Source organism: Streptomyces sp. NPDC057010, from assembly GCF_042673805.1.
GTDB lineage: Bacteria > Actinomycetota > Actinomycetes > Streptomycetales > Streptomycetaceae > Streptomyces.
In genome coordinates, this window is the sequence record NZ_JBHUSC010000033.1 from 1 (window position 1) to 20,934 (window position 20,934).

Below are 20,934 nucleotides of genomic sequence, written 5' to 3' on the forward strand. Positions count from 1 at the left end.
GGCCGGGTCACTGACCCGGCCCGCCCTCGCCGTTCGTCCTGCGGGCCTTCGTGGTCCGCGGGGTGGGGTGGTGCGTACCGTCCCCGCGGCGGTCGGCTCAGCCGCCGGCGACCGGGCGGGCGGCGGGCCCCCGGGCGGCGGTCCGGTCGGTGTGCGCCGGGCGGCGGCTGCCGACGGGGGTGATCGGGGTCCGCTCGGACCTGATCAGGTGCGGCCGGCCGGAGATGATCGCCGCAGGCCGGGGCGCCGGCGCGTGCCCGGCGGGGACCGCCTGGGCGGTCTGCGCTGCGGGCACGGCGGACGCGGACGAGGGTTCACCGGCGGGGTCGTCGACCCGCCGGAGCTGCCACTTGCCGCCCGCGGAGAGCAGCGGCATGAGGGCGGTCGCGACCGGGGCGGCCATCCGCCCGGTCTCCGCGCGGCGGCGCAGCAGCTCGCGCAGCTCGAAGACGTAGGCCTCGGTCCGGGCGATGAGCGGCTCGAACCAGGGCAGGGCCAGCAGGATCAGCAGACCCGCGGACCAGCCGAGCAGCACATCGCTCACCCAGTGGGTGCCGAGGTACACGGTGGTGGCGCCGACGCTCAGCGAGACGACCGCGGACACCACGGACAGCACCCGCCGGGTGACCACGGTGGAAGCCAGGTAGGCCAGGATTCCCCAGGTCACGACAGCGTTGGCGGTGTGGCCGGAAGGAAATATATCGCCGCCCGCGAAGAGTTCGGCGGAGCCGATCTCGGTGGCGTAGTGCGGACCGAGCCGGCCGAGGCCGAGCTTGACGGAGCCGACGGTGATGTTGAGCAGCAGCAGCGCCACGCCCAGGGCGATCAGCGGGCGCAGCGTGTGCTGCCGCCAGGAGCGCCAGCCGAGCCAGGCGGCGACCATGACGGCGGTGGGCCCGCGCTGGCCCAGTACGACGAGGTAGTCGAGGAAGGCGTGGACCTGCGGCCACTGTTCGTAGGGCCGGAAGAACATGACCTGCCAGTCCAGGCGGACGAGCCAGGACGTGGTCAGCACGGCCACCACGATCGCCAGGTAGAAGGCGAGGGTGGAACCCAGGAGCACGACGCGGTGCCGGCTCATCTGCGGGGTTTGCAGATGAGCCGGTCGCTCTGGTTCCCGGTCCAGCCGGGCGAACACCCGCTCCAGACGGGTCAGGATTTGGTCGGTACGCACTCAATCGACGTTACCGCGAGCCGATGCTCGGCCCGCGCGAATCGCGGGCTTTGTGATGACCATGTGATGTGGAGTTGGTCTCACGCGGAGTTAATTCCCGGCATTTCGGCAGTGGTTGGAGTCCGGCTGATCCACTGCCCGGGAAATTGTTTCGCACACTTACCCGGGCTTTATCGCCACAGGTCATTTCCTTTGCTGAAAGATGGAGGGGAATGATCCATTCCGTTACGTCGGCCGCTACGGGGGTCCCGAACCGTTCAGCCAGAACGCCCCGTAGACCGCCGAGGCCAGGGCCGCGACCCCCAGCACCGCGGCCGCCCGCCGCGTCCGCCACCCGGCCAGCGCCACCGCCACCGGCAGGAACAGCGGGAAGGCCGGCAGCAACAGCCGCGGCTTGGAGCCGAAGTACCCGGAGGCGCACAGTGCGAGCGCCACGACGATCCCGCCGTACACGAGGAGCGGAGCCGGCTGCCGCTGTCGTACGCACCGCCCGTACAGCCACAGCACCAGCGCGACCCCCGCGATCAGGCCGACCCCGGCCGCGAAGGCGGAGGAGGCCAGCTTGGCCCCGATGAAACGGGCGAAGGCCCAGCCGAAGTCGAAGCCGTTGCCCCAGCCCGCCTGCACGTCCAGGTACCCGAAGAGACCGCCCCCGGTGCGCGCGCCGACCCACAGCGCGTACCCCGCCGCCCCCAGCGGAGCCAGCAGCACCCCGGCCGCCATCCGCCAGGACCGCTCCCCGCGGCGCAGGGCCGAGGCGGCCGCCACCCACACCCCCGCGACCACCGCCGCGCCGACCGGGCGGGTCAGCCCGGCACCGGCCGCGAGCAGGCCCGCCGTCAGCCACCGGCCGCGCAGGGCCCCGTACAGCGCCCAGACGGCGAGCGCGGTGAACAGCGACTCGCTGTACGCCATGGACTGCACGATGCCGACGGGCAGCGCCGCCCAGACGGCGACGGCGAGCACCCCGGCCCGGCGGCCGTGGAGCAGGTCCGCCACCGCGAAGATCCCCCAGGCCGCGGCGAGCCCCGCCACCGCGGAGACCACCAGGCCCGCCGAGCCGTACGAGAGCCCGGTCGGCGCCGACACCAGCCGCTCCAGCCAGGGCAGCAGGGGGAAGAAGGCCAGGTTCGAGTGGACGTCCCCGTTCGGGAGGAGCACCTCGTACCCGTATCCCTCCGCGGCGATGCGGGCGTACCAGAGGGAGTCCCAGCGGGCCGACAGCAGCGTGTGCGGGCTGCTGCCGGCCGCCGCGCACCACACCGCGAGCACGGCCAGCCCGAGCAGCCGGACCGCCGCGAAGACGGCCAGCGCGGGCGCGGCCCGGCGAAATCCAAGATCTTTCACGGGCATGATTATCGGTGGCGGCGGCCGGTGGGCGGCCGTTCGAGGGGCGGTGGGCGCGGCCGAGAACCACGGGCCGTGAGCACGCGTGTACACGGGGGAGGGGCGGGGTGGGGCGAAGTGGCGCACGCCACACGGAGGCCGCCGTCGGGATGAGAGCTTGGCCACGTGTCGGACAGGCGAACTCGCGTACGCTGACCGTTCACTCGCGTGTCGATGCCGGACCCCGTTGGACGCCGCACAGCGCACCACCCCCCGCGGCTCCGTCAGACGCTGGTCCGCCGAGCGCGGGGGATCACCTGGGAGGTACATGCATGTCGGGGACGAACGCGGCCGGGACCAGGACCCCTTCCCCCTGGCAGCGGGTCCGCGCGGCCTCCGGCGGAGCCAACCGCTGGGTCGTTCTCGCGGTCCTGTGCGTCAGCCTGGTCCTCGTCGCGCTCGACGCGACGATCCTGCACGTCGCCGTCCCCTCCGTTACCGAGGACCTGCGCCCCGGCTCCATCGAGCTCCTGTGGATCGTCGACGCCTACCCCCTGGTCTGCGCCGCCCTGCTGATCCTCTTCGGCACCCTCGGCGACCGGGTCGGCCGCCGCCGCATACTCCTCCTCGGCTACGGGCTCTTCGGCGTGGCCTCGGCCATGGCCGCCCTGGCCGACAACGCCCAGGTCCTCATCGCCGCCCGGGCCCTGCTCGGCATCGGCGGCGCGATGATCATGCCCGCCACGCTGTCGATACTGCGCCAGGTCTTCCCCGACCGGCGCGAGCGGGCGCTCGCCATCGGCATCTGGACCGCCGTCGCCGCGATCGGCGCGGCCAGCGGCCCCGTCCTCGGCGGCTTCCTCGTCCAGCACTTCTGGTGGGGCTCCGTCTTCCTGATCAACATCCCGCTGATGGCGCTCATCCTGCCGCTCGGCCGCTGGCTGCTGCCCGAGTCCAAGGGCGCCGCCGACGGGCCGTGGGACGTGCTCGGCGCGGTGATGGCCGCCGCCGGTGTGCTCGGTTCGGTCCTCGGGATCAAGCGGCTCGGCGCCGAGCGCCAGCTGCTCGACGCCCAGGCGCTGGTGCCGCTGGCCCTCGGCGTGGTGCTGCTCGTGCTGTTCGTGCGGCGGCAGAAGCGGCGTGCGCATCCGCTGATCGACATGCGGATGTTCTCGCGCGCCGCCTTCTCCACCTCCGTGGGCTGCATCGTGCTCGCCATGCTGGCGCTGGTCGGCCTGGAGCTGATCGCCGTCCAGTACCTCCAGCTGGTGCTGCACCTCAGCCCGCTGGAGACCGGCCTGCGGCTGCTGCCGCTCACCTTCGCCGCCATGGCGGCCGGGGCCACCGGGTCCTACACCCTGGCCCGGATCGGGCCGCGCACCATGGTCTCGCTGGGCTTCCTGCTGACCGCGGGCGCCGTACTGCTGCTCACCTTCATGGGGCAGCACGACCGGCCCGTGCTGCTCACCGCCGGCTTCATCCTGCTCGGCTTCGGGCTGCAGACCACGCTGTTCGCGGCGTACGAGTCGATGCTGAGCGAGGCGCCGGCGGCCACCGCGGGCGGCGCGGCCTCGATCGGCGAGACCTCGTACCAGCTGGGCGCGGGGATGGGCATCGCGCTGCTGGGCAGCGTGATGAACGCGGCGTACCGGCCGGGGCTGGAGGGGGTGCCGGGGGTTTCGGCGGCGGACTCGGCGGGCGCGGCCAATTCTCTGGGCGAGGCCTACCAGATCGCCGCGCAGCTGGGCGGGCCGGCGGGGGAGTCGCTGTACGCGGCGGCCCGGCACGCCTTCGTGCACGGGCTGCACGTGACGCTGGTGGTGAGTGCGGGGCTGCTGTTCGCGGGGGCGGTGATGGCGCTGAAGCTGCCGAAGGTCATGGAGTGCGGGGCGCCTGGCGGCGGGCCGGATGCGGTGCGGTTGCCCGCGCAGGCTTCGGCGGAGCCGTGCGTGACTCCTGCGGAGCAGGTGGGCTGACCGCCGCCGGCGGGTGCGGCGCCGTTGCGGGGGCTCCGCCCCCGCACCCCCGCGCCTCAAACGCCGGCGGGGCTGGATTTGCCTCCGCTGGGGCCGGGTGGGGCTGGATTTGGGGGACGGAGGCTAATAGCGTCGGGCGGGCGTAAAACTTGCGCTGCTAGGTTACGACTCAGGCCGCCGGGAGGCCCCGTGTCACCGTTCCTGCCTCATGATCCGCTCGGGCTCGACGAGCTGCTCGGGCCCGAGGACCTCGCCATCCGCGACACCGTGCGCGACTGGGCCGCCGACCGGGTGCTGCCGTACGTCGCCGAGTGGTACGAGAGCGGGGAGCTGCCCGGTATCCGGGAGCTGGCCCGTGAGCTCGGGGCCATCGGGGCGCTCGGGATGTCCCTCACCGGGTACGGCTGCGCCGGTGCCACTGCCGTGCAGTACGGGCTCGCCTGCCTGGAGCTGGAGGCCGCCGACTCCGGGATCCGGTCGCTGGTCTCCGTGCAGGGCTCCCTCGCCATGTACGCGATCTGGAAGTACGGCTCCGAGGAGCAGAAGCAGCGCTGGCTGCCAGGCATGGCCGCCGGTGAGCTGATCGGCTGCTTCGGGCTGACCGAGCCCGACATCGGGTCGGACCCCGCCGCCATGCGGACGTACGCCAAGCGCGACGGCAGTGACTGGGTGCTCAACGGGCGCAAGATGTGGATCACCAACGGGTCCGTGGCCGCGGTCGCCGTCGTGTGGGCGCAGACCGACGAGGGGATCCGCGGGTTCGCGGTGCCGACCGACACCGCCGGGTTCTCCGCGCCGGAGATCAAGCACAAGTGGTCGCTGCGGGCGAGCGTCACCAGCGAGCTGGTCATGGACGACGTGCGGCTGCCCGCCGATGCGGTGCTGCCGGGTGTCACCGGGCTCAAGGGACCGCTCGGCTGCCTCAGCCACGCCCGTTACGGGATCGTCTGGGGGTCCATGGGCGCGGCGCGCGCCAGTTTCGAGTCGGCGCTCGACTACGCGAGGACGCGGGAGCAGTTCGGGAAGCCGATCGGCGGCTTCCAGCTCACCCAGGCCAAGCTGGCGGACATGGCCCTCGAACTCCACAAGGGGATCCTGCTCGCCCACCACCTGGGCCGCCGCATGGACGCGGGCACCCTGCGGCCGGAGCAGATCAGCTTCGGCAAGCTCAACAACGTCCGCGAGGCCATCGAGATCTGCCGCACCGCGCGGACCATCCTCGGGGCCAACGGGATCTCGCTCGAATACCCCGTCATGCGGCACGCGACGAACCTCGAATCGGTCCTCACCTACGAGGGCACCGTCGAGATGCACCAACTGGTGCTGGGCAAGGCGCTCACCGGGCTGGACGCCTTCCGGTGAGAACCTTGCCTAGCTCTGGTTGAAGAAGTCGCGCGAGCGGCCGGCGGGCTCGCCGCTCACGATCTGGGTGTCGGCCGGGGTCAGCAGGAAGACCCTGGTCGCCACCCGCTCGATCGAGCCGCGCAGCCCGAAGGTCAGACCGGCCGCGAAGTCGACCACGCGCTTCGCGTCGCCCGGGTCCATCGACGACAGGTTCACGATGACCGGGACGCCCTCGCGGAACAGCTCGCCGATTCCACGCGCGTCACGGAAGCCGTCGGGGGTGACCGTCGCGATCCGGCGGCCCTGCTCGACGGCGGACTCCGAGGCCACCCGGACGCGCGGGTCGGTGACCCACTGGTCGCCGGGGCCGGCCACCGAACCCTGAGCCGCCTCCGCGTAGTCGTCGTCGTAGTAACGCTCGTCGTCGCTGTCCTCCACGAGACCCAGCCAGGCACTCGCCTTGCGCACCGAACCCATGGACGCCTCCTTTCACCGCGGTCAGTTGTCTTCTCTCCGCTGCCCCTATGGTCGTCCATGATGCTGACAACGCGCCAAGTGGATAGTCGCCGCGCAGGGGTTTCGTGACGGTACTGGTGCAGAACATCCGTTGCACGGTCAAGGATCCTGGCAGCTACCACTGCTGACTGAGTGAAAATACGACTGGTGCCCCCGTACGGGTGAACGATGGGGACGTACGAGTGAGTGACACGGCTCGATACGATGCCCGGCAGGCACGCGTACGACACACGGGGGAAGCGGTTTTGTTCGGCATAGTCAGACCCTGCACGCACCGGCTGGGCGAGCGGTTCAAAACGGAGTGGATGGCCCATCTTTGCGGGCTGTGCCTGGCACTTCGGGGCGACCACGGCCAGTTCGCCCGGATCGTCACCAACTACGACGGGCTGCTCGTCTCCGTTTTGACGGAGGCTCAGTCGGGCCCCGCGCCCGGCGCCCGGCGCACCGCCGGCCCCTGCCCGCTGCGCGGCATGCGCACCGCGCCCGTGGCCAACGGTGAGGGGGCGCGGCTCGCGGCCGCCGTCTCGCTCGTCCTGGCCTCCGCGAAGGTGCGGGACCACGTGGCCGACCGGGACGGGCTGTTGGCCCGGGCCCCCATCGCCGCGGCCGCGCGCAGGGTGGCCCGCGGCTGGGACCGCGCCGGAGCACGCACGGGGGCCTCGCTCGGCTTCGACACGGCGGTCCTCGTCGACGCCGTGGACCGGCAGGCGGGCATCGAGACGCTGGCCGGGCTCGGCACGCCGGTGCTGGTGGTGACCGAGCCGACGGAGACCGCGACGGCCGCCGCCTTCGCCCATACCGCGCAGCTGGCCGGACGTCCAGGCAACGCGCCCGCGCTCGCCGAGGCGGGCCGGTACTTCGGGCGGCTCGCGCACCTGCTCGACGCCGTGGAGGACCAGGGCGCGGACGCCGCGGCCGGAGCCTGGAACCCCCTCACCGCCACCGGGACCTCGCTCACCGAGGCGCGGCGGCTGTGCGACGACGCGCTGCACGGGATCCGGCTGGCGCTGCGCGAGGTGGAGTTCGCGGACGCCGGGCTCGCCCACCGGCTGCTCGTGCACGAGCTGCGGACCTCGGTGGACCGGGCCTTCGGGACCAGCAGCTGCGGGCACGTGGGGATGAACGCCGCCGGGCAGGGCGGCGGCCCGTACGTCGCGAACCCGTACGCCTCCACTCCGTACGGCTCCAACCCCTACGCGCCGGGCGCGCCGCAGCAGGTCCCGGGCGGGCCGGGCATGCCGCCGCCGATGGGGCCCGGTGGCGGTGGCGGCGGCTGGGGCGGTCCGCCTCCGCAGAAGCCGCGCCGCGGCCTGCTGGCCGGCTGTGCGGTGGCCCTCGGGCTGTTCTGCACCTGCCAGCTGTGCTGCACCGAGCACGAGGGGCCGTGGTCCCGGGAGAAGAAGCAGCCCTGGTGCGACAACTGCGACTGCGGCAACTGCAACTGCGACGGCTGCAACTGCTGCGGGGACGGCGGCTGCTGCGACGGCTGTGACTGCGGGTGCGACTGCGGCTGCTGAGGACTCGCAGAACACCTGCTGAGGGACCTTCAGTTTCCGCAGGTCCGGACGGAGTAGCCCGCGGTTCCCGTCCGGACCGGTGTGGAAGGGTTGAGCGGCATGAGCGATGAAGCAGATGATCAGCCCGCCGCCTGGCGGAAATGGCACGAGCATCGGGTGGCCACCGTCTCCGCGGCCTACGGGCCCCTCGCGCTGACGGGCACCCACTGGCTGGCCGACTACCCGGAAGGTCGAATTCCGGCCGTTCCGGGGCTATGGCGCGCCACCGGGGCCGGGGTGGAGCTGACGGCCGCTCCCGAAGACGGCCTGAGCCTCGACGAGAAGCCCTTCACCGGCGAGGTGCTGCTCGCCGCCGACGACGCGCCGCCCTCGCACGCCCGCGTGGCGGCCGGACTGCTGAGGCTGGTCGTGATCCGGCGCGAGGGGGAGTGGGCGGTGCGCGTCTACGACCCCGAGGCGGCCAACCGCCGCGCCTTCGACGGGATCGAGGCCACCCCGTACGACCCCTCCTTCGTGCTGCCGGGGGAGTTCCGGCCGTACGGGGAGCACCGGACCGTCCAGGTGGAGAACGCCGACGGGCGGGCGCGCGGGCTCGGCCTCGGCGGTGAGCTGCGCTTCCGCTTCGAGGGCGTGGAACACACCCTCCAGGTCGCCGTCGACGAGCAGGACGGCGGCCTCTGGGCCGTCTTCGGTGATGCCACCGGCGGGCGCTCCAGCTACCGGTTCCGTTTCCTGAAGCCCGGCATCCCGGCGCGGGACGGCTCGATCGACGTCGACCTCAACCGGACCCTGCTGCCGCCCTGCGCCTTCGCCGACCACTTCATCTGTCCCTTCCCGCCGCCGGGGAACACCCTCCCCTTCGAAGTGGCGGCCGGCGAGCGGCGGCTGAAAGGCGCCCTTGCGACCGGTATCTGACGCCAGGACACTCCCGACAGTGCTTGTCAGGGACACGGCGCAAACAGAGAGCGTTCCCGTGCCCCGACTGCGCCTCACGGGCTCCGGCACCCCCACGACAGCCGGGCCCCCGAACCTCTCGGAGGACGATAAGTGAGGATCAAGAGCATCACACGTACCAGGTTGCTCGCGGTGGCCACCGGCCTGGCCGCCGTCGCAGCACTCGCCGCCCCCACCGTGGCGAGCGCGGACGCACGGGACGGCGGCGGTTTCAGCGCCGCACGGCTGGCCTCGGCCGGCGCGTCCGTCCTGCGTGCCGACGTCGCCGGCACCGCCTGGCACACCGACCCCGCCACCGGGACCCTGGTGGTCACCGCCGACTCCACCGTCTCGGACGCCGACCTCGCGAGAATCAAGCGCGAGGCCGGAGCCGACGCCGGCGCCCTGCGCATCGAGCGCACCCCGGGCAAACTGACCAAGCTGCTCTCCGGCGGCGACGCGATCTACGCGTCGAGCTGGCGCTGCTCGCTCGGCTTCAACGTGCGCAGCGGCAGTACGTACTACGTCCTGACCGCCGGGCACTGTACGGACGGCGCGGGCACCTGGTGGACCAACTCGGCCCACACCAGCACGCTCGGCACCACCGTCGGATCCAGCTTCCCGACCAACGACTACGGCCTGATCAAGTACGCGAGCAACTCCCCGGTCCCGCCGGGCAGCGTCGGCAGCCAGGACATCACCAGTGCCGTCAACGCCACCGTCGGCATGTCCGTGAAGCGGCGCGGCTCCACCACCGGCACCCACAGCGGATCGGTGACCGGGCTCAACGCCACCGTCAACTACGGCGGCGGCGACATCGTCTACGGCATGATCAAGACCAACGTGTGCGCCGAACCCGGCGACAGCGGCGGCCCGCTCTACTCGGGCACCCGCGCGGTCGGCCTCACCTCGGGCGGCAGCGGCAACTGCTCCTCGGGCGGAACCACCTACTTCCAGCCCGTGGTCGAGGCGCTCAACGCCTACGGGGTCAGCGTGTACTGAGCCGGACGCCCCCGGCCGGTCCGGCCGACGGGTAGGCCACCGCGCCCGCCCTGCGGCACAATCGTGAGCCCCCGCCCAACTCATGGGCGGGGGCTCATCTTTGGGGGCAAGGGGAGGCGCGGATGACCACTGCACCGTCCGGTCGGGGAGGCGCGGGGGCCGATGCCGCGCAGCGGCGGATCCGCCGCAACCGCTGGCTGTTCACCGCGCCCCTGGTGCTCCTGTGCGTACTCGGCGCCGTCCTCGTCTGGGAGATCGTGCGCGGGAACGTGCCCGCGGACGCCCGCTCCCAGTGGCCGTGGCGCCTGGAGCTGATGAGCGCCGAACCCCTGGCGAGCCTGCTGGCCGTCTCGGCGGGCGCCGTCCTGGCACGGGCCCAGTACGCCCGTACGGTACGGCCCGCACTGGGCTGGCGGTCCGAGTACGTGGCGGGGCACCTGCCGGGCACCGCCAAGGCCTGGAGCGTGGGAGTCCTCAACGGCGGCCAGCACAACGTGGTGGTGGACCACGTGGACTACCGGCTCGTCCTGGCCGCGGACCCGCCCGACCGGCCGGGACACGAGCCGGAGTGGACGGGCCTGGCGGGGGTCGGCGAACGGCTGGCCGACGCGGGGCTGCGGCCCACCGTCGACTTCCGGCTCGTGGGGATGGGCCCGGGATACCCGCTGGTGGCGACCGGTACCTACGAGACCGTCGGCGTGGGCGTGTTCTCGAAGCGGTTCATCGACGAGGTGCGCGCCTTCTACATGCGGATACAGGTGGTGGACAGCGTCGGCGACACGCACGAGCGGATCATCCAGTGCCTGGAGGGCGCCCGCGAGGCGGTGGTCGCCCCCGTCGAGGAGGCGCCGCAGGTCACAATAGCCAGTCCAGGGCCTCCGGCTGCGCGTACTGAGCGGCGAAGTGACCCGCCCCCGGCTTGATCACCGCGGTGCTGTGCTCGATGTGCCCGGCCAGCCACCGGAAATGGCCCAGGGGGGAGAAGGAGTCCTCCGCGCCGCGCCACAGCAGGACGCGGCCGGCGATGGAGCCGGGGTCGAACCCCCAGGGCCGGCAGAAGGCGAGGCTGTCGTCCAGCCAGCCGTACACCGAAGTGCGCAGCGCCTCCCGGTAGTTGTCCATCAGCACCCGGTGCACGGCGTGGTCCGAGAGGACCGGCAGGTCGGCCTCGGAGAGGTCGGCCCGCAGCTCTTCCAGCAGCCGCCCCGGGTCGTTGCTGATCGCCGCGGCGCGCGGGGCGAGCTTGCGTTCCAGGGCCGCCGGGTCGCGGACGGCGAGCGCGTAGTGCGCGGCGTTGTGGGCGGTCATGCCGGCGAACCAGTCGAGTCCGGCCCCGTCCCACGGCGCGAGGCTGACCAGGGCGGCCGTGCCCGTCACCCGCTCCGGGAGCAGCGCCGCGCAGGCCAGGGCGTGCGGACCGCCCCCGGAACGGCCGACGACGGCGAAGGTGTCCACGCCCAGGGCGTCCGCGACGGCGGCGGAATCCGCGGCGGCATCGGCCACCGTCCGCCCCGGGGACCGGTCGGAGTCCCCGTATCCGGGCCGGTCGTAGGCGAAGAACCGGATGCACGGATACCGCTCGGTGACATCGCTCAACGCGGTGCCGAGCCGGCTCCCGGGCATGCCGTGGTGCAGGAGTACGGGCACTCCGTCCGGCGCTCCCCAGACCTCGGCCACGAGCAAGCGGCCGTCTCCTGTCCTCACCTCGACGCGCACGACGCCTCCGTGGTCTTTCGGCTTCCCACCGATGTCCCTAGTCTCATGACGACAGCTCTTGATGGAAACACAGCCACGACCCGGAGGGGGAACCGTGACGACCACTCAGAAGCAGCAGCCCGCGGTCTTACCGGCACGGCACGAGCGCGGCAGCAGGCCTTCGCTGGCCTCGCTCACCGCCCGCGGCACGGACGCCGACCGGCGCATCGCCCGGGTGCTCCCCGGCGCGACCGCCACCGGCGCCCGGACGGTCACCTTCAACTCGTCCCTCTGAGCGGGGGCGCGCCCACAGCGATGGCGTTCACCGGGGCCGGTGCCGCGCGGCTCATCCCCTTCCGCGAGTTCGTCGTCAAGGTGCACAGCAGGTGCGACCTCGCCTGCGACCACTGCTACGTCTACGAACACGCGGACCAGAGCTGGCGTCAGCGGCCCGCGGTGATCTCCGAAGCGGTCGCGGAACGGATCGCGGAGCGGCTGGCCGAGCACGCGGGTGCCCACGCGCTGCCCTCCGTGACGGTCATCCTCCACGGCGGCGAGCCGCTGCTGGCCGGCCCCGCCCGGCTGCGACGGCTGTGCGAGGTGCTCACCCGCGGTCTCGACGGGGTGACCGGTCTCGACCTGCGCATCCACACCAACGGGCTCCGGCTGAACGAGGAGTTCCTCGAGCTGTTCGACGCCTACGGGGTCAAGGTCGGGGTGTCCCTCGACGGCGACCGCGCGGCCAACGACCGGCACCGCCGCTTCGCCAACGGCCGCACCAGCCACCCCCGCGTCCTCAAGGCGCTCGCGCTGCTCGGCCATGACCGCCACCGGCACCTCTACCAGGGCCTGCTCTGCACGATCGACGCGCAGAACGACCCGGTCGCCGTGCTCGACGCGCTCACCGCGCTCGCACCGCCGCGCATCGACTTCCTCCTGCCGCACGCCACGTGGGAGACGCCCCCGGCCAGGCCCGACGGCCGTCCCGACACCTACGCCCGGTGGCTCCTGGAGGCCTTCGACCACTGGGACGCGCAGGGCCGGCCGGTACCGGTCCGGATGTTCGACTCCCTCCTGAGCACCCTGCGCGGCGGGCCGAGCCTGACCGAATCGCTCGGCCTGGCGCCCACGGACCTCGTCGTCGTGGAGACCGACGGCACGCTGGAGCAGGCCGACTCCCTCAAGACCGCCCACGAGGGCGCCGCCGCCACCGGTTTCGACGTCTTCCGGCACGGCTTCGACGAGGTGGCCGCCCATCCCGGCATCCGCGCCCGGCAGTCGGGCCTCGCCGGTGTCAGCGCACCGTGCCGGCGCTGCCCGGTCGTGCGCTCGTGCGGCGGGGGCCTCTACGCGCACCGGTACCGGGCCGCCACCGGCTTCGACAACCCCTCCGTCTACTGCGCCGACCTGAAGGAGCTCGTGGAGGGTGTGGAACGGCGCGCCGGCCGGGCCGCCGTCGCACCCGAGGCCGGCGGGCCCGCCGCGCTCGCGGCCTCCCAGCAGGAGCTGACCCGGGTCCTGCTGGTCCGGCTGCACGAGGACCTGGCGGGGGCCGGGGGTCCGGACTGGCAGCGCTCCTGGGAGCTGATCACGGCCGTCGAGGCCGAGGCGCCCGATGCCCTCGATGCCGTACTGGACCATCCGTACACGCGCACCTGGCTGCTCGGAGCCCTGGACGCCCTGCGGCAGGGGCGGGCGCCGGACGAGCCGGCCGCCACCCGGCTGTCCGCGCTGGCCGCGGCGGCCGTGGTGCGGGGCCGGTCGGAGCTGCCGGCGAGGGTGGTCCTGCGGGGCGGCGAGGTGTACCTGCCCACCCTCGGGCTGCTGCGCACCGGCGGGACGCAGGCCCGGATCAGGGCCGCCGACGAGGGGTTCTCCGTAAGGCAGGACGGGAGCGAGCGGCGCTTCGCGCCGTCGCGGGCGGAACCCGGCTGGCAGCCCGTACGGGCATGGCGGGGGGCCGGGGCGGACGGTGCGCCGGTGGCCCTGGACGACCTCGACCCCTACCGCGACTGCTACGCCCGGCCGCCGCTGCCCGGGCTGGACCGCTCCGCGGCCGGGGCGTGGCGGCGCCACCTCGACGCGGCCCGGGACCTGCTGCACCGCACGGCGCCGGTCCTGGCGCGGGAGACCGTGGCCGGGCTGGGCACGCTCACGCCGCTCACCGGCCCCGGGGGCGCGGGGAGGTGCGGGCCCGGCGCGCTGGGCGTGCCGTACGCGGGGGGCGTACGGGAGACCGCGCTCGCGCTGCTCACCGGGCGGCGGCGGGCCCGCCTGCGCGAACTGACCGAGGTGGCCGACCTGTACGTGCTGGACGGGGAGTGGCTGCACGCATCGCCCTGGCGGGAGCGGCCGGTGCCGGTGTCGGAGCTGCTGGCCGACGTGTACGTACAGGTGGCGGTCGAGGCGTACCGGCGGGCGGAAGGCGGGGAGGGCGGGGGCGGCGGCGACGTCGAGCGCGCCCTGGACCGGCTTTCCGGCGCGGCAGAACTGACCGCGACCGGCAAGGCGGTGGTGGAGGAACTGCGGGAGTTCGAGAAATTCTTGTGAAAGTTTTCACAAGCGCACAGGGGTCTTTGGTCCCTCTCTGTTCGTGCAGGTCAGGCGCCATCTATTGCATGGATGAACGCGCCTGAACCGACCTTCTGCCCGCCGGGAAAGGGCTTTTTCGGCGGGGCGGATTCCGGTCCCGGGTGTCGAATTGAGACATCAGGAAAAACGGGGTCGAAATGAAGGAGCCCTGCCATGCAGGCCAACGAGATGGTGGACGGACTGGTCCAGGGGGCGCTCAAGGCGCTCGACCGGTTCGAGTCGTTCAACCAGGAGCAGGTCGACCACATCGTCAAGAAGGCCTCGCTGGCCGCGCTCGCCCGGCACGGTGAGCTCGCGGAGCTCGCGGTCGAGGAGACCGGCCGCGGCCTCTTCGAGGACAAGGCCGTCAAGAACCTCTTCGCCTGCGAGCACGTGGTGAACTCGATGCGCGGGCTGAAGACCGCCGGCGTCATCCGCCGCGACGAGCTGAACGGCATCACGGAGATCGCCGAACCCGTCGGCGTCGTCTGCGCGATGACCCCGGTCACCAACCCGACCTCGACCACGGTCTTCAAGGCGCTGATCGCCCTGAAGACACGTAACCCGATCGTCTTCGCCTTCCACCCCTCCGCGCAGAACTGCTCCGCCGAGGCCGCCCGCACCGTCCGCGACGCCGCCGTCGCCGCCGGAGCTCCGGCCGACTGCATCCAGTGGATCACCGCCCCCTCCATGGAGGCCACCGGCGCCCTCATGAACCACCCGGGCGTCTCCACCATCCTCGCCACCGGCGGCAACGCCATGGTCAAGGCCGCCTACTCCTGCGGGAAGCCGGCCCTCGGCGTCGGCGCGGGGAACGTCCCGGCGTACGTCCACAAGAGCGCCAAGCTGAACCGGGCGATCCACGACATCGTGCTCTCCAAGGCCTTCGACAACGGCATGATCTGCGCCTCCGAGCAGGCGGTCATCCTGGACGCCGAGATCTACGAGCAGGGTCTGGCCGAGTTCAGGCGGCTCGGCGCCCACGTGGTCTCCGCGGCCGAGAAGGCCAAGCTGGAGGAGTACGTCTTCGGTACGACGGCCCACGCCGCCGGCTGCTCCGGCGCCAGGCTGAACCCGGCGGTCGTCGGCAAGTCCCCGCAGTGGATCGCCGAGCAGGCCGGTTTCAGCGTCCCCGACGGGACCTCCCTCCTGCTGGCCGAGTGCAACGAGGTCGGCGACGGCGAGCCGCTGACCCGCGAGAAGCTCTCCCCGATCCTCGCCGCCCTGAAGGCCTCCGGCACCGAGCACGGCCTCGAACTGGCCGCCGCGATGGTCGAGTTCCACGGCCTGGGGCACAGCGCCGCCATCCACGCCGAGGACGAGGAACTCGTCGAGGAGTTCGGACGGAAGGTCAAGGCGGTCCGCGTCATCGCCAACTCGCCCTCCACCTTCGGCGGCATCGGCGACGTCTACAACGCCTTCCTCCCCTCCCTGACCCTGGGCTGCGGCTCCTACGGCCACAACTCCGTGTCGAACAACGTCACCGCGGTGAACCTGATCAACGTCAAGCGGATCGGACGGCGCAACACCAACATGCAGTGGTTCAAGGTCCCGCCGAAGATCTACTTCGAGCGCAACTCCATCCGCTACCTCGGCGAGATGGACGGCATCAGCCGCGTCTCGATCGTCACCGACAAGACGATGGTCGCCCTCGGCTTCGTGCAGAAGGTCACCGACATCCTCCAGGCCCGCGAAGGCGCCGTCGCCGTCCAGGTCATCGACAATGTCGAGCCCAACCCGGAGCTCTCGACCGTGCGGGCCGGCGCCGCGATGATGCGCGCCTTCGAGCCCGACACGATCATCGGCCTCGGCGGCGGTTCGCCGATGGACGCCGCGAAGATCATGTGGCTGATGTACGAGCACCCCGAGGTGGAGTTCGCCGACACGAAGGAGAAGTTCTTCGACGTCCGCAAGCGCGCCTACACGTTCCCCTCGCTCGGCGAGAAGGCCAGGATGGTCGCCATCCCGACCACCTCCGGCACCGGCTCCGAGGTCACCCCGTTCGCCGTCATCTCCGACCCGGCCGCGGCCCAGAAGTACCCGCTCGCCGACTACGCGCTGACCCCGGACGTCGCCATCGTCGACCCGGTCCTGACCATGGGCCTGCCGCCCACCGTCACGGCGGACTCCGGCTTCGACGCCCTGACGCACGCCACCGAGGCCTACGTCTCCGCGTACGCCAACGACTACACGGACGGCCTCTGCCTCCAGGCGATCAGGCTGATCTTCGAGAACCTCCGGCGGTGCGTCGTCGACGGGCCGAGCGACCCGGAGGCGCGCGAGAAGATGCACAACGCCGGGGCGGTCGCGGGCATGGCCTTCGCCAACGCCTTCCTGGGCCTGGTGCACGCCATGGCGCACACCCTGGGCAACACCTTCCACCTCGCCCACGGTCGCACCAACGCGATCCTGCTGCCCCACGTGATCCGCCACAACGGCACGGTCTCGCACAAGGCCACCCCGTGGCCGAAGGCCGAGGTCTACCGGGCCCCGGAGCGCTTCCAGGAGATCGCGAGGATGCTGGGCCTGCCGGCCGCCACCCCGGCCGAGGGCGTCGAATCGTACGCCCGGGCGGTGGAGGAGCTGCGCAGCGAGTGCGGGATCCCCGCCTCCTTCGCCGAGGAGGGCGTGGACGAGAGCGCCTTCATCGAGGCCCTCCCGACCCAGGCCATGAACGCCTACGCCGACCAGTGCGCGCCCGCCAACCCGCGGATGCCGATGATCGACGACATGCAGCGGCTGATGCGCCAGGCGTACTACGGCAACGCCGGGGGCGCGCCGGCCCGGAAGGCCTCCGAGGGCGCCTCCGAGCGGGGGTGACCCCGGGGGAGCGGGAGCGCGAGGCCCGTCCGGTGCGCGAGCGCCGGGCGGGCCTTCGTACGTGCCCTGCGCGGGCCCTGTGCGTCCTGCGCGTCCGCTACGCCCGCTCCGTGCGCGGGACGAGGAGGGCCGCCGCCGAGCGGGCCTGGCCCAGGGCCCGGGCGCGGTCCGCGCCGCGCTGGCCCAGCACCACCCGGGTGCTCAGCCCGTCCAGCAGCGCGAGCAGTTCCGAGGCGCGGGCCGGGACGTCCATGGGGGCGAAGCGGCCCTGGTCCACGCCCTTGGCGAGCAGCGCCTCCAGGTCCCGCTGCCAGCTCTCGTCGATCTCCTCCTGGGCCGCCTTCAGCGGTTCGTTGGAGGCCGTACGGGCCCACAGCTCGATCCACAGCGTCCAGCGCGGGTCGCGCGGCCCCTCGGGGAGGTAGAGCTCCAGGTACTGGTCGAGTTTGCGGGCGGCCGTCACCCGGCGGCCGAGCAGGGCCCGGCGCTCGCCGGTGAGCTGCTCCTCGCTCCAGCGCAGGGCCTCCAGCAGGAGCCGGTCCTTGCTGCCGAAGTAGTACAGGATGTGGCCGCCGCTGGTGCCGAGGCGCTCGGCCAGCGCGGACATGGTGAGCGCCGCGAGCCCGTTCTCGGCGATCGCCGCCATGGCCTCTTCCAGCATCCGCTCCTGGGCGATCTGCCCGTCGCGCCGCCGTGCCGCCCCCGCTCCCGCTCCCGCCACCGGTCCCGCCCTCCCGTCTCACCTGGCCCGACCTTATCCCGGACGGGGTCTTGACGTGGGCGGGGTGCGGCCCGCATCTTGAATGCCATTCAAGAACTTAGAACGGCGTTCAAGATCAGGGGTGCGCATGACGCAGCAGACGACAGCCGACGTCGACGAGGTGTTCCGGGTCGAAACCCACGGGATCGACCCCATCCCCGACGCCGAGCGCCACGGCGGCGCCAAGGACCTCTTCTGGCTCTGGTTCGGCTCCAACCTCACCTTCACCTACGTGATCAACGGCGCCCTCGCCGTGGCCTTCGGGCTCTCCTTCTGGCAGGCCACCGCCGTCGTCGTGATCAGCGGACTGTCCTTCTTCGCCGTCAGCGCCGCCGGACTCAGCGGCATCCGCACCGGCACCGCCACCCTGGTCATCTCCCGCGCCGCCTTCGGCGTCCGCGGCAACTTCCCGGCCGGCGTCCTGAACTGGGTGGTGAGCATCGGCTACACCATCGTCAACACCGTCGTCGGGACGCTCGCGCTGGAGGTCTTCTTCGCCGAGGTCGGCCTGGGCGGCGGCCGGCTGGTGCGCGGGCTCTCGCTCGGCATCACCCTCGCGCTCACCTTCGCCGTCGCCATGTGGGGCCACGCCACCGTGCAGTTCGCCGAGCGCTGGATGGCCTACGTCCTCGCCGTCGGCTTCGGCGCGCTGCTCGTCTTCCTCCTGCCCGGCGCCCACACAGGCGCCCCCGCCGCGGCCCCCGGCCTGTCCGGCTGGAGCCTCGCCTTCGTCGTCATGCTCGCCGGGCCGTTCTCGTACCTGCCGATGCCCGCCGACTACACCCGCTACCTGCCCCGGACCACCTCCCTGAAGTCGATCACCTGGATGGGCGCCCTCGGCGGGTTCGTCTCCTCCGTGGCCCTCGGCGTCGCGGGCGTCGCCGCCGCCACCCAGACCGACATGACCGATGCGGTCGCGGGCGCCGAGAGCCTGCTGCCCGGCTGGTTCCAGCCGCTGTTCCTGGCCCTCGTACTCGGCGGCTCGGTCACCAACTCGATCATCACGCTCTACTCCTCCAGCCTGAACCTCCAGGTCCTCGGCATCCCGTGGAGCCGCGCCCGCGCCATCGTCATCAGCGCCGCCGTCACCGCGATCGGCTCGCTCGCCGCGCTGTTCCTCACCGACTTCACCACCTCCCTGCTCTCCTTCCTCTCCCTCCTGATCATCGTGTTCGCGCCCTGGGGCGGGGTCTTCCTCGCCGACATGCTGCTGCGCCGCTGCCACTACGACTCCGACGCGCTGCACGCCGGGAGCGCGGGCGCCTACTGGTACCGCGCCGGCTACCACCCCGCCGGAATGGCCGCCCTGCTCGCCGGCATGGTCTTCGCCGCCCTGACCTGCGACTCCGAGCTGTGGACCGGGCCGCTGGTGGCCCCGCTCGGCGGCGCCGACCTCACCCTCCTCGGCTCGGTCGTCTCCGGCCTCGCCTACTGGGCCCTCGCCCGCGGCCGGGTCCCCGCGTACGCCGCGGCCACCGCCGCCCCGGCCGCCTGACCGACCACGTCCCACGCAATGGAGCACCTTCACATGGCACCGCGTCCCTTCCCCGCCGACCTGCTGCTCACCGGAGCCCGCATCCACACCGTGGACCCGCAGTTCCCGGAGGCCGAGGCCCTCGCCGTCCACGACGGAACGATCGTCTGGCTCGGCCCGGACGCCGAGGCCGCCGCCTGGGCCGGCCCGGACACCGAGCGGATCGACGCGGGCGGGAAGCTGGTCCTGCCCGGCTTCGTCGACGCGCACAACCACGTCCGGCTCGGCTCCGACGACGCCTGCGTGCAGCTCGCCGGGGTGCGCACCCTGGAGGGCATCCACGAGCGGATCCTGGCCTGGCGGCAGGCCAACCCCGGCGCCGAATGGATCGAGGCCGAAGCCTTCGACTACTCCGCCATCCCGGGCGGCCGGATGCCGGAGGCCGCCGACCTGGACCCGGTCACCGGGGACGTTCCGGCGCTCGTGCTCTCGTACGACGTGCACACGGCCTGGCTGAACACGGCGGCCATGCGGCGCCTGGGCATCACCCGGGACCGTACGGACCTGCCCTTCGGCACGGCGGCGGTGGACCCGGAGACCGGCGAACCCACCGGCTTCGTCAAGGACTTCGCCGTCAAGGGGCTCTCGCGCGACGGCCACCGGGCGCTGCGCGACCTCGGCGTCCCGTGGGCCTCGCCGGACCGGCAGTACGGCCGCCTCGCCAAGAGCCTCGACGACGCGATCGGCTTCGGCATCACCACGGTCGTGGAGCCGCAGAACTCCCTGGACGACCTCGAACTGTACGAGCGCGCACGGGCGGAGGGCCGGCTGCGCTCGCGGATCGTCGCGGCGCTGTTCCACCCGCGCGGCACCGGCGAGGCCGACCTGGCCGACTTCGAGGACGCGGCCCGCCGGTTCTCCGGGGACCGGCTGCGGGTGGGCCCGCTCAAGCTGTACATCGACGACGTGGTGGAACCTCGTACGGCGGCGCTGCTGGAGCCGTACGCGGGCTGCGGGCACCACCGGGGCGAGACCTTCTACCCGGCGGAGGAGTTCGCGGAGCTCCTCGCCGGGCTGGACGCGCGGGGCTTCCAGTGCTTCGTGCACGCCACGGGCGACCGGGGCATCCGGACCGTCCTGGACGCGGTGGAGCACGCGCGGGCGGTGAACGGCCCGCGCGACGCCCGTCACCAGGTCGTGCACGTGGAATGCCTGGACCCGGCGGACGTGGAGCGCTTCGCGGAGCTGGGCGTGGTGGCCTGCATGCAGCCGAGGCACTGCGCGCCGGAGATCGCGGGCCCCGGGCAGGACTGGGCCGAGAACGTGGGCCCGGAGCGCTGGCACAAGGCGTGGCCGATGCGGAGCCTGCACGAGGCGGGGGCGGTCCTGGCGTTCTCCAGCGACTGGAACGTGGCGGAGATGGACCCGATGATCGGCATCTACACGGCGGTGACGCGGCGGCCCCTGGCGGGCGGCGAGCCGTGGCAGCCGGCGGAGACGGTGGACGCGGAGACGGCGGTGTACGGCTACACGATGGGCTCCGCGTACGCCAACTTCCTGGAGGAGGAGCGGGGCTCCCTCACGGTGGGCAAGGCGGCGGACTTCGTGATCCTGTCCCGGGACATCCTGCGCGTCCCGGCGGACCGGATCCCGGGCACGGTGGCCGAAACGGTGGTGGTGGCGGGCGAGATCGTCCACCGAGCCGCCTGACCCCTCCACACCCCGCTCCTCAATCGCCGGAGGAGCTGGATGTGGCCCGGCCCGGTTGCACGGGTGCGGCTCAAAGATCGGGGCTCTGCCCCGGACCCCGCTCCTCAATCGCCGGA

16 protein-coding genes are annotated in these 20,934 nt (G+C 72.7%); 11 read left to right on the plus strand and 5 right to left on the minus strand.

Annotated features, from left to right (window positions below):
* Window positions 1-97 precede the first annotated feature (97 nt).
* Entirely contained in the window at window positions 98-1,174 is a 1,077-nt protein-coding gene (locus ACFTXQ_RS24500; RefSeq protein WP_382644179.1) for a phosphatase PAP2 family protein, read from the minus strand.
* Between the two features lie 237 nt (window positions 1,175-1,411).
* A complete protein-coding gene (locus ACFTXQ_RS24505; protein ID WP_382644181.1) occupies window positions 1,412-2,527 on the minus strand; it encodes a hypothetical protein in 1,116 nt (371 codons plus the stop codon).
* 305 nt (window positions 2,528-2,832) lie between these two features.
* On the opposite strand from ACFTXQ_RS24505, the gene ACFTXQ_RS24510 reads away from it, so the two are divergent.
* Window positions 2,833-4,476: an MFS transporter gene (locus ACFTXQ_RS24510; protein WP_382644183.1), complete on the plus strand. Its 1,644-nt coding sequence runs from the start codon at window positions 2,833-2,835 to the stop codon at window positions 4,474-4,476.
* Window positions 4,477-4,665: 189 nt separating this feature from the next.
* Window positions 4,666-5,838, plus strand: coding sequence for an acyl-CoA dehydrogenase family protein (locus tag ACFTXQ_RS24515; RefSeq protein WP_382644184.1), 1,173 nt, complete (start codon window positions 4,666-4,668; stop codon window positions 5,836-5,838).
* A gap of 9 nt (window positions 5,839-5,847) precedes the next feature.
* Here ACFTXQ_RS24515 and ACFTXQ_RS24520 read toward each other — a convergent pair whose 3' ends face one another.
* Window positions 5,848-6,297, minus strand: coding sequence for a cell division protein SepF (locus tag ACFTXQ_RS24520; RefSeq protein ID WP_382644186.1), 450 nt, complete (start codon window positions 6,295-6,297; stop codon window positions 5,848-5,850).
* A 284-nt stretch (window positions 6,298-6,581) separates the two neighbouring features.
* On the opposite strand from ACFTXQ_RS24520, the gene ACFTXQ_RS24525 reads away from it, so the two are divergent.
* From ACFTXQ_RS24525 to ACFTXQ_RS24540, 4 genes are all read left to right on the plus strand, one after another.
* The gene (locus ACFTXQ_RS24525) at window positions 6,582-7,853 is read left to right on the plus strand and encodes a DUF5685 family protein (protein ID WP_382644188.1); all 1,272 of its coding nucleotides are present in this window, start codon (window positions 6,582-6,584) and stop codon (window positions 7,851-7,853) included.
* Between the two features lie 99 nt (window positions 7,854-7,952).
* Window positions 7,953-8,768, plus strand: coding sequence for a DUF1684 domain-containing protein (locus tag ACFTXQ_RS24530; protein ID WP_382644190.1), 816 nt, complete (start codon window positions 7,953-7,955; stop codon window positions 8,766-8,768).
* Window positions 8,769-8,900: 132 nt separating this feature from the next.
* A complete protein-coding gene (locus tag ACFTXQ_RS24535; protein WP_382644192.1) occupies window positions 8,901-9,788 on the plus strand; it encodes a S1 family peptidase in 888 nt (295 codons plus the stop codon).
* Between the two features lie 122 nt (window positions 9,789-9,910).
* The gene (locus ACFTXQ_RS24540) at window positions 9,911-10,711 is read left to right on the plus strand and encodes a hypothetical protein (RefSeq protein WP_382644194.1); all 801 of its coding nucleotides are present in this window, start codon (window positions 9,911-9,913) and stop codon (window positions 10,709-10,711) included.
* On the opposite strand, the gene ACFTXQ_RS24545 is transcribed toward ACFTXQ_RS24540, so the two are convergent.
* Window positions 10,644-11,504, minus strand: coding sequence for an alpha/beta fold hydrolase (locus ACFTXQ_RS24545; RefSeq protein WP_382644196.1), 861 nt, complete (start codon window positions 11,502-11,504; stop codon window positions 10,644-10,646). The genes ACFTXQ_RS24540 and ACFTXQ_RS24545 overlap by 68 nt on opposite strands.
* 94 nt (window positions 11,505-11,598) lie before the next feature.
* Between ACFTXQ_RS24545 and ACFTXQ_RS24550 the strand changes: the two genes are divergently transcribed.
* From ACFTXQ_RS24550 to adhE, 3 genes are all read left to right on the plus strand, one after another.
* Window positions 11,599-11,778, plus strand: a complete 180-nt coding sequence (locus ACFTXQ_RS24550; RefSeq protein ID WP_382644198.1) for a hypothetical protein — start codon at window positions 11,599-11,601, stop codon at window positions 11,776-11,778.
* 20 nt (window positions 11,779-11,798) lie between these two features.
* On the plus strand, window positions 11,799-14,033 hold the full coding sequence (gene fxsBH / locus ACFTXQ_RS24555; protein ID WP_382644200.1) for a radical SAM/SPASM protein FxsBH, inactivated beta-hydroxylase extension form: 2,235 nt from the start codon (window positions 11,799-11,801) through the stop codon (window positions 14,031-14,033).
* A 195-nt stretch (window positions 14,034-14,228) separates the two neighbouring features.
* Window positions 14,229-16,874: a bifunctional acetaldehyde-CoA/alcohol dehydrogenase gene (gene adhE / locus ACFTXQ_RS24560; protein ID WP_382644202.1), complete on the plus strand. Its 2,646-nt coding sequence runs from the start codon at window positions 14,229-14,231 to the stop codon at window positions 16,872-16,874.
* Between the two features lie 97 nt (window positions 16,875-16,971).
* Here the strand turns inward: adhE and ACFTXQ_RS24565 are convergent, their stop codons facing one another.
* Window positions 16,972-17,535, minus strand: a complete 564-nt coding sequence (locus tag ACFTXQ_RS24565; protein WP_382644299.1) for a TetR/AcrR family transcriptional regulator — start codon at window positions 17,533-17,535, stop codon at window positions 16,972-16,974.
* Between the two features lie 187 nt (window positions 17,536-17,722).
* Between ACFTXQ_RS24565 and ACFTXQ_RS24570 the strand changes: the two genes are divergently transcribed.
* Both ACFTXQ_RS24570 and ACFTXQ_RS24575 read left to right on the plus strand, forming a co-directional pair.
* Window positions 17,723-19,129 carry a purine-cytosine permease family protein gene (locus ACFTXQ_RS24570; protein ID WP_382644204.1) on the plus strand — a complete coding sequence of 469 codons (1,407 nt, stop codon included), beginning with the start codon at window positions 17,723-17,725 and terminating at the stop codon, window positions 19,127-19,129.
* A 33-nt stretch (window positions 19,130-19,162) separates the two neighbouring features.
* Window positions 19,163-20,818: an amidohydrolase gene (locus tag ACFTXQ_RS24575; RefSeq protein WP_382644206.1), complete on the plus strand. Its 1,656-nt coding sequence runs from the start codon at window positions 19,163-19,165 to the stop codon at window positions 20,816-20,818.
* Window positions 20,819-20,934: the final 116 nt, after the last annotated feature.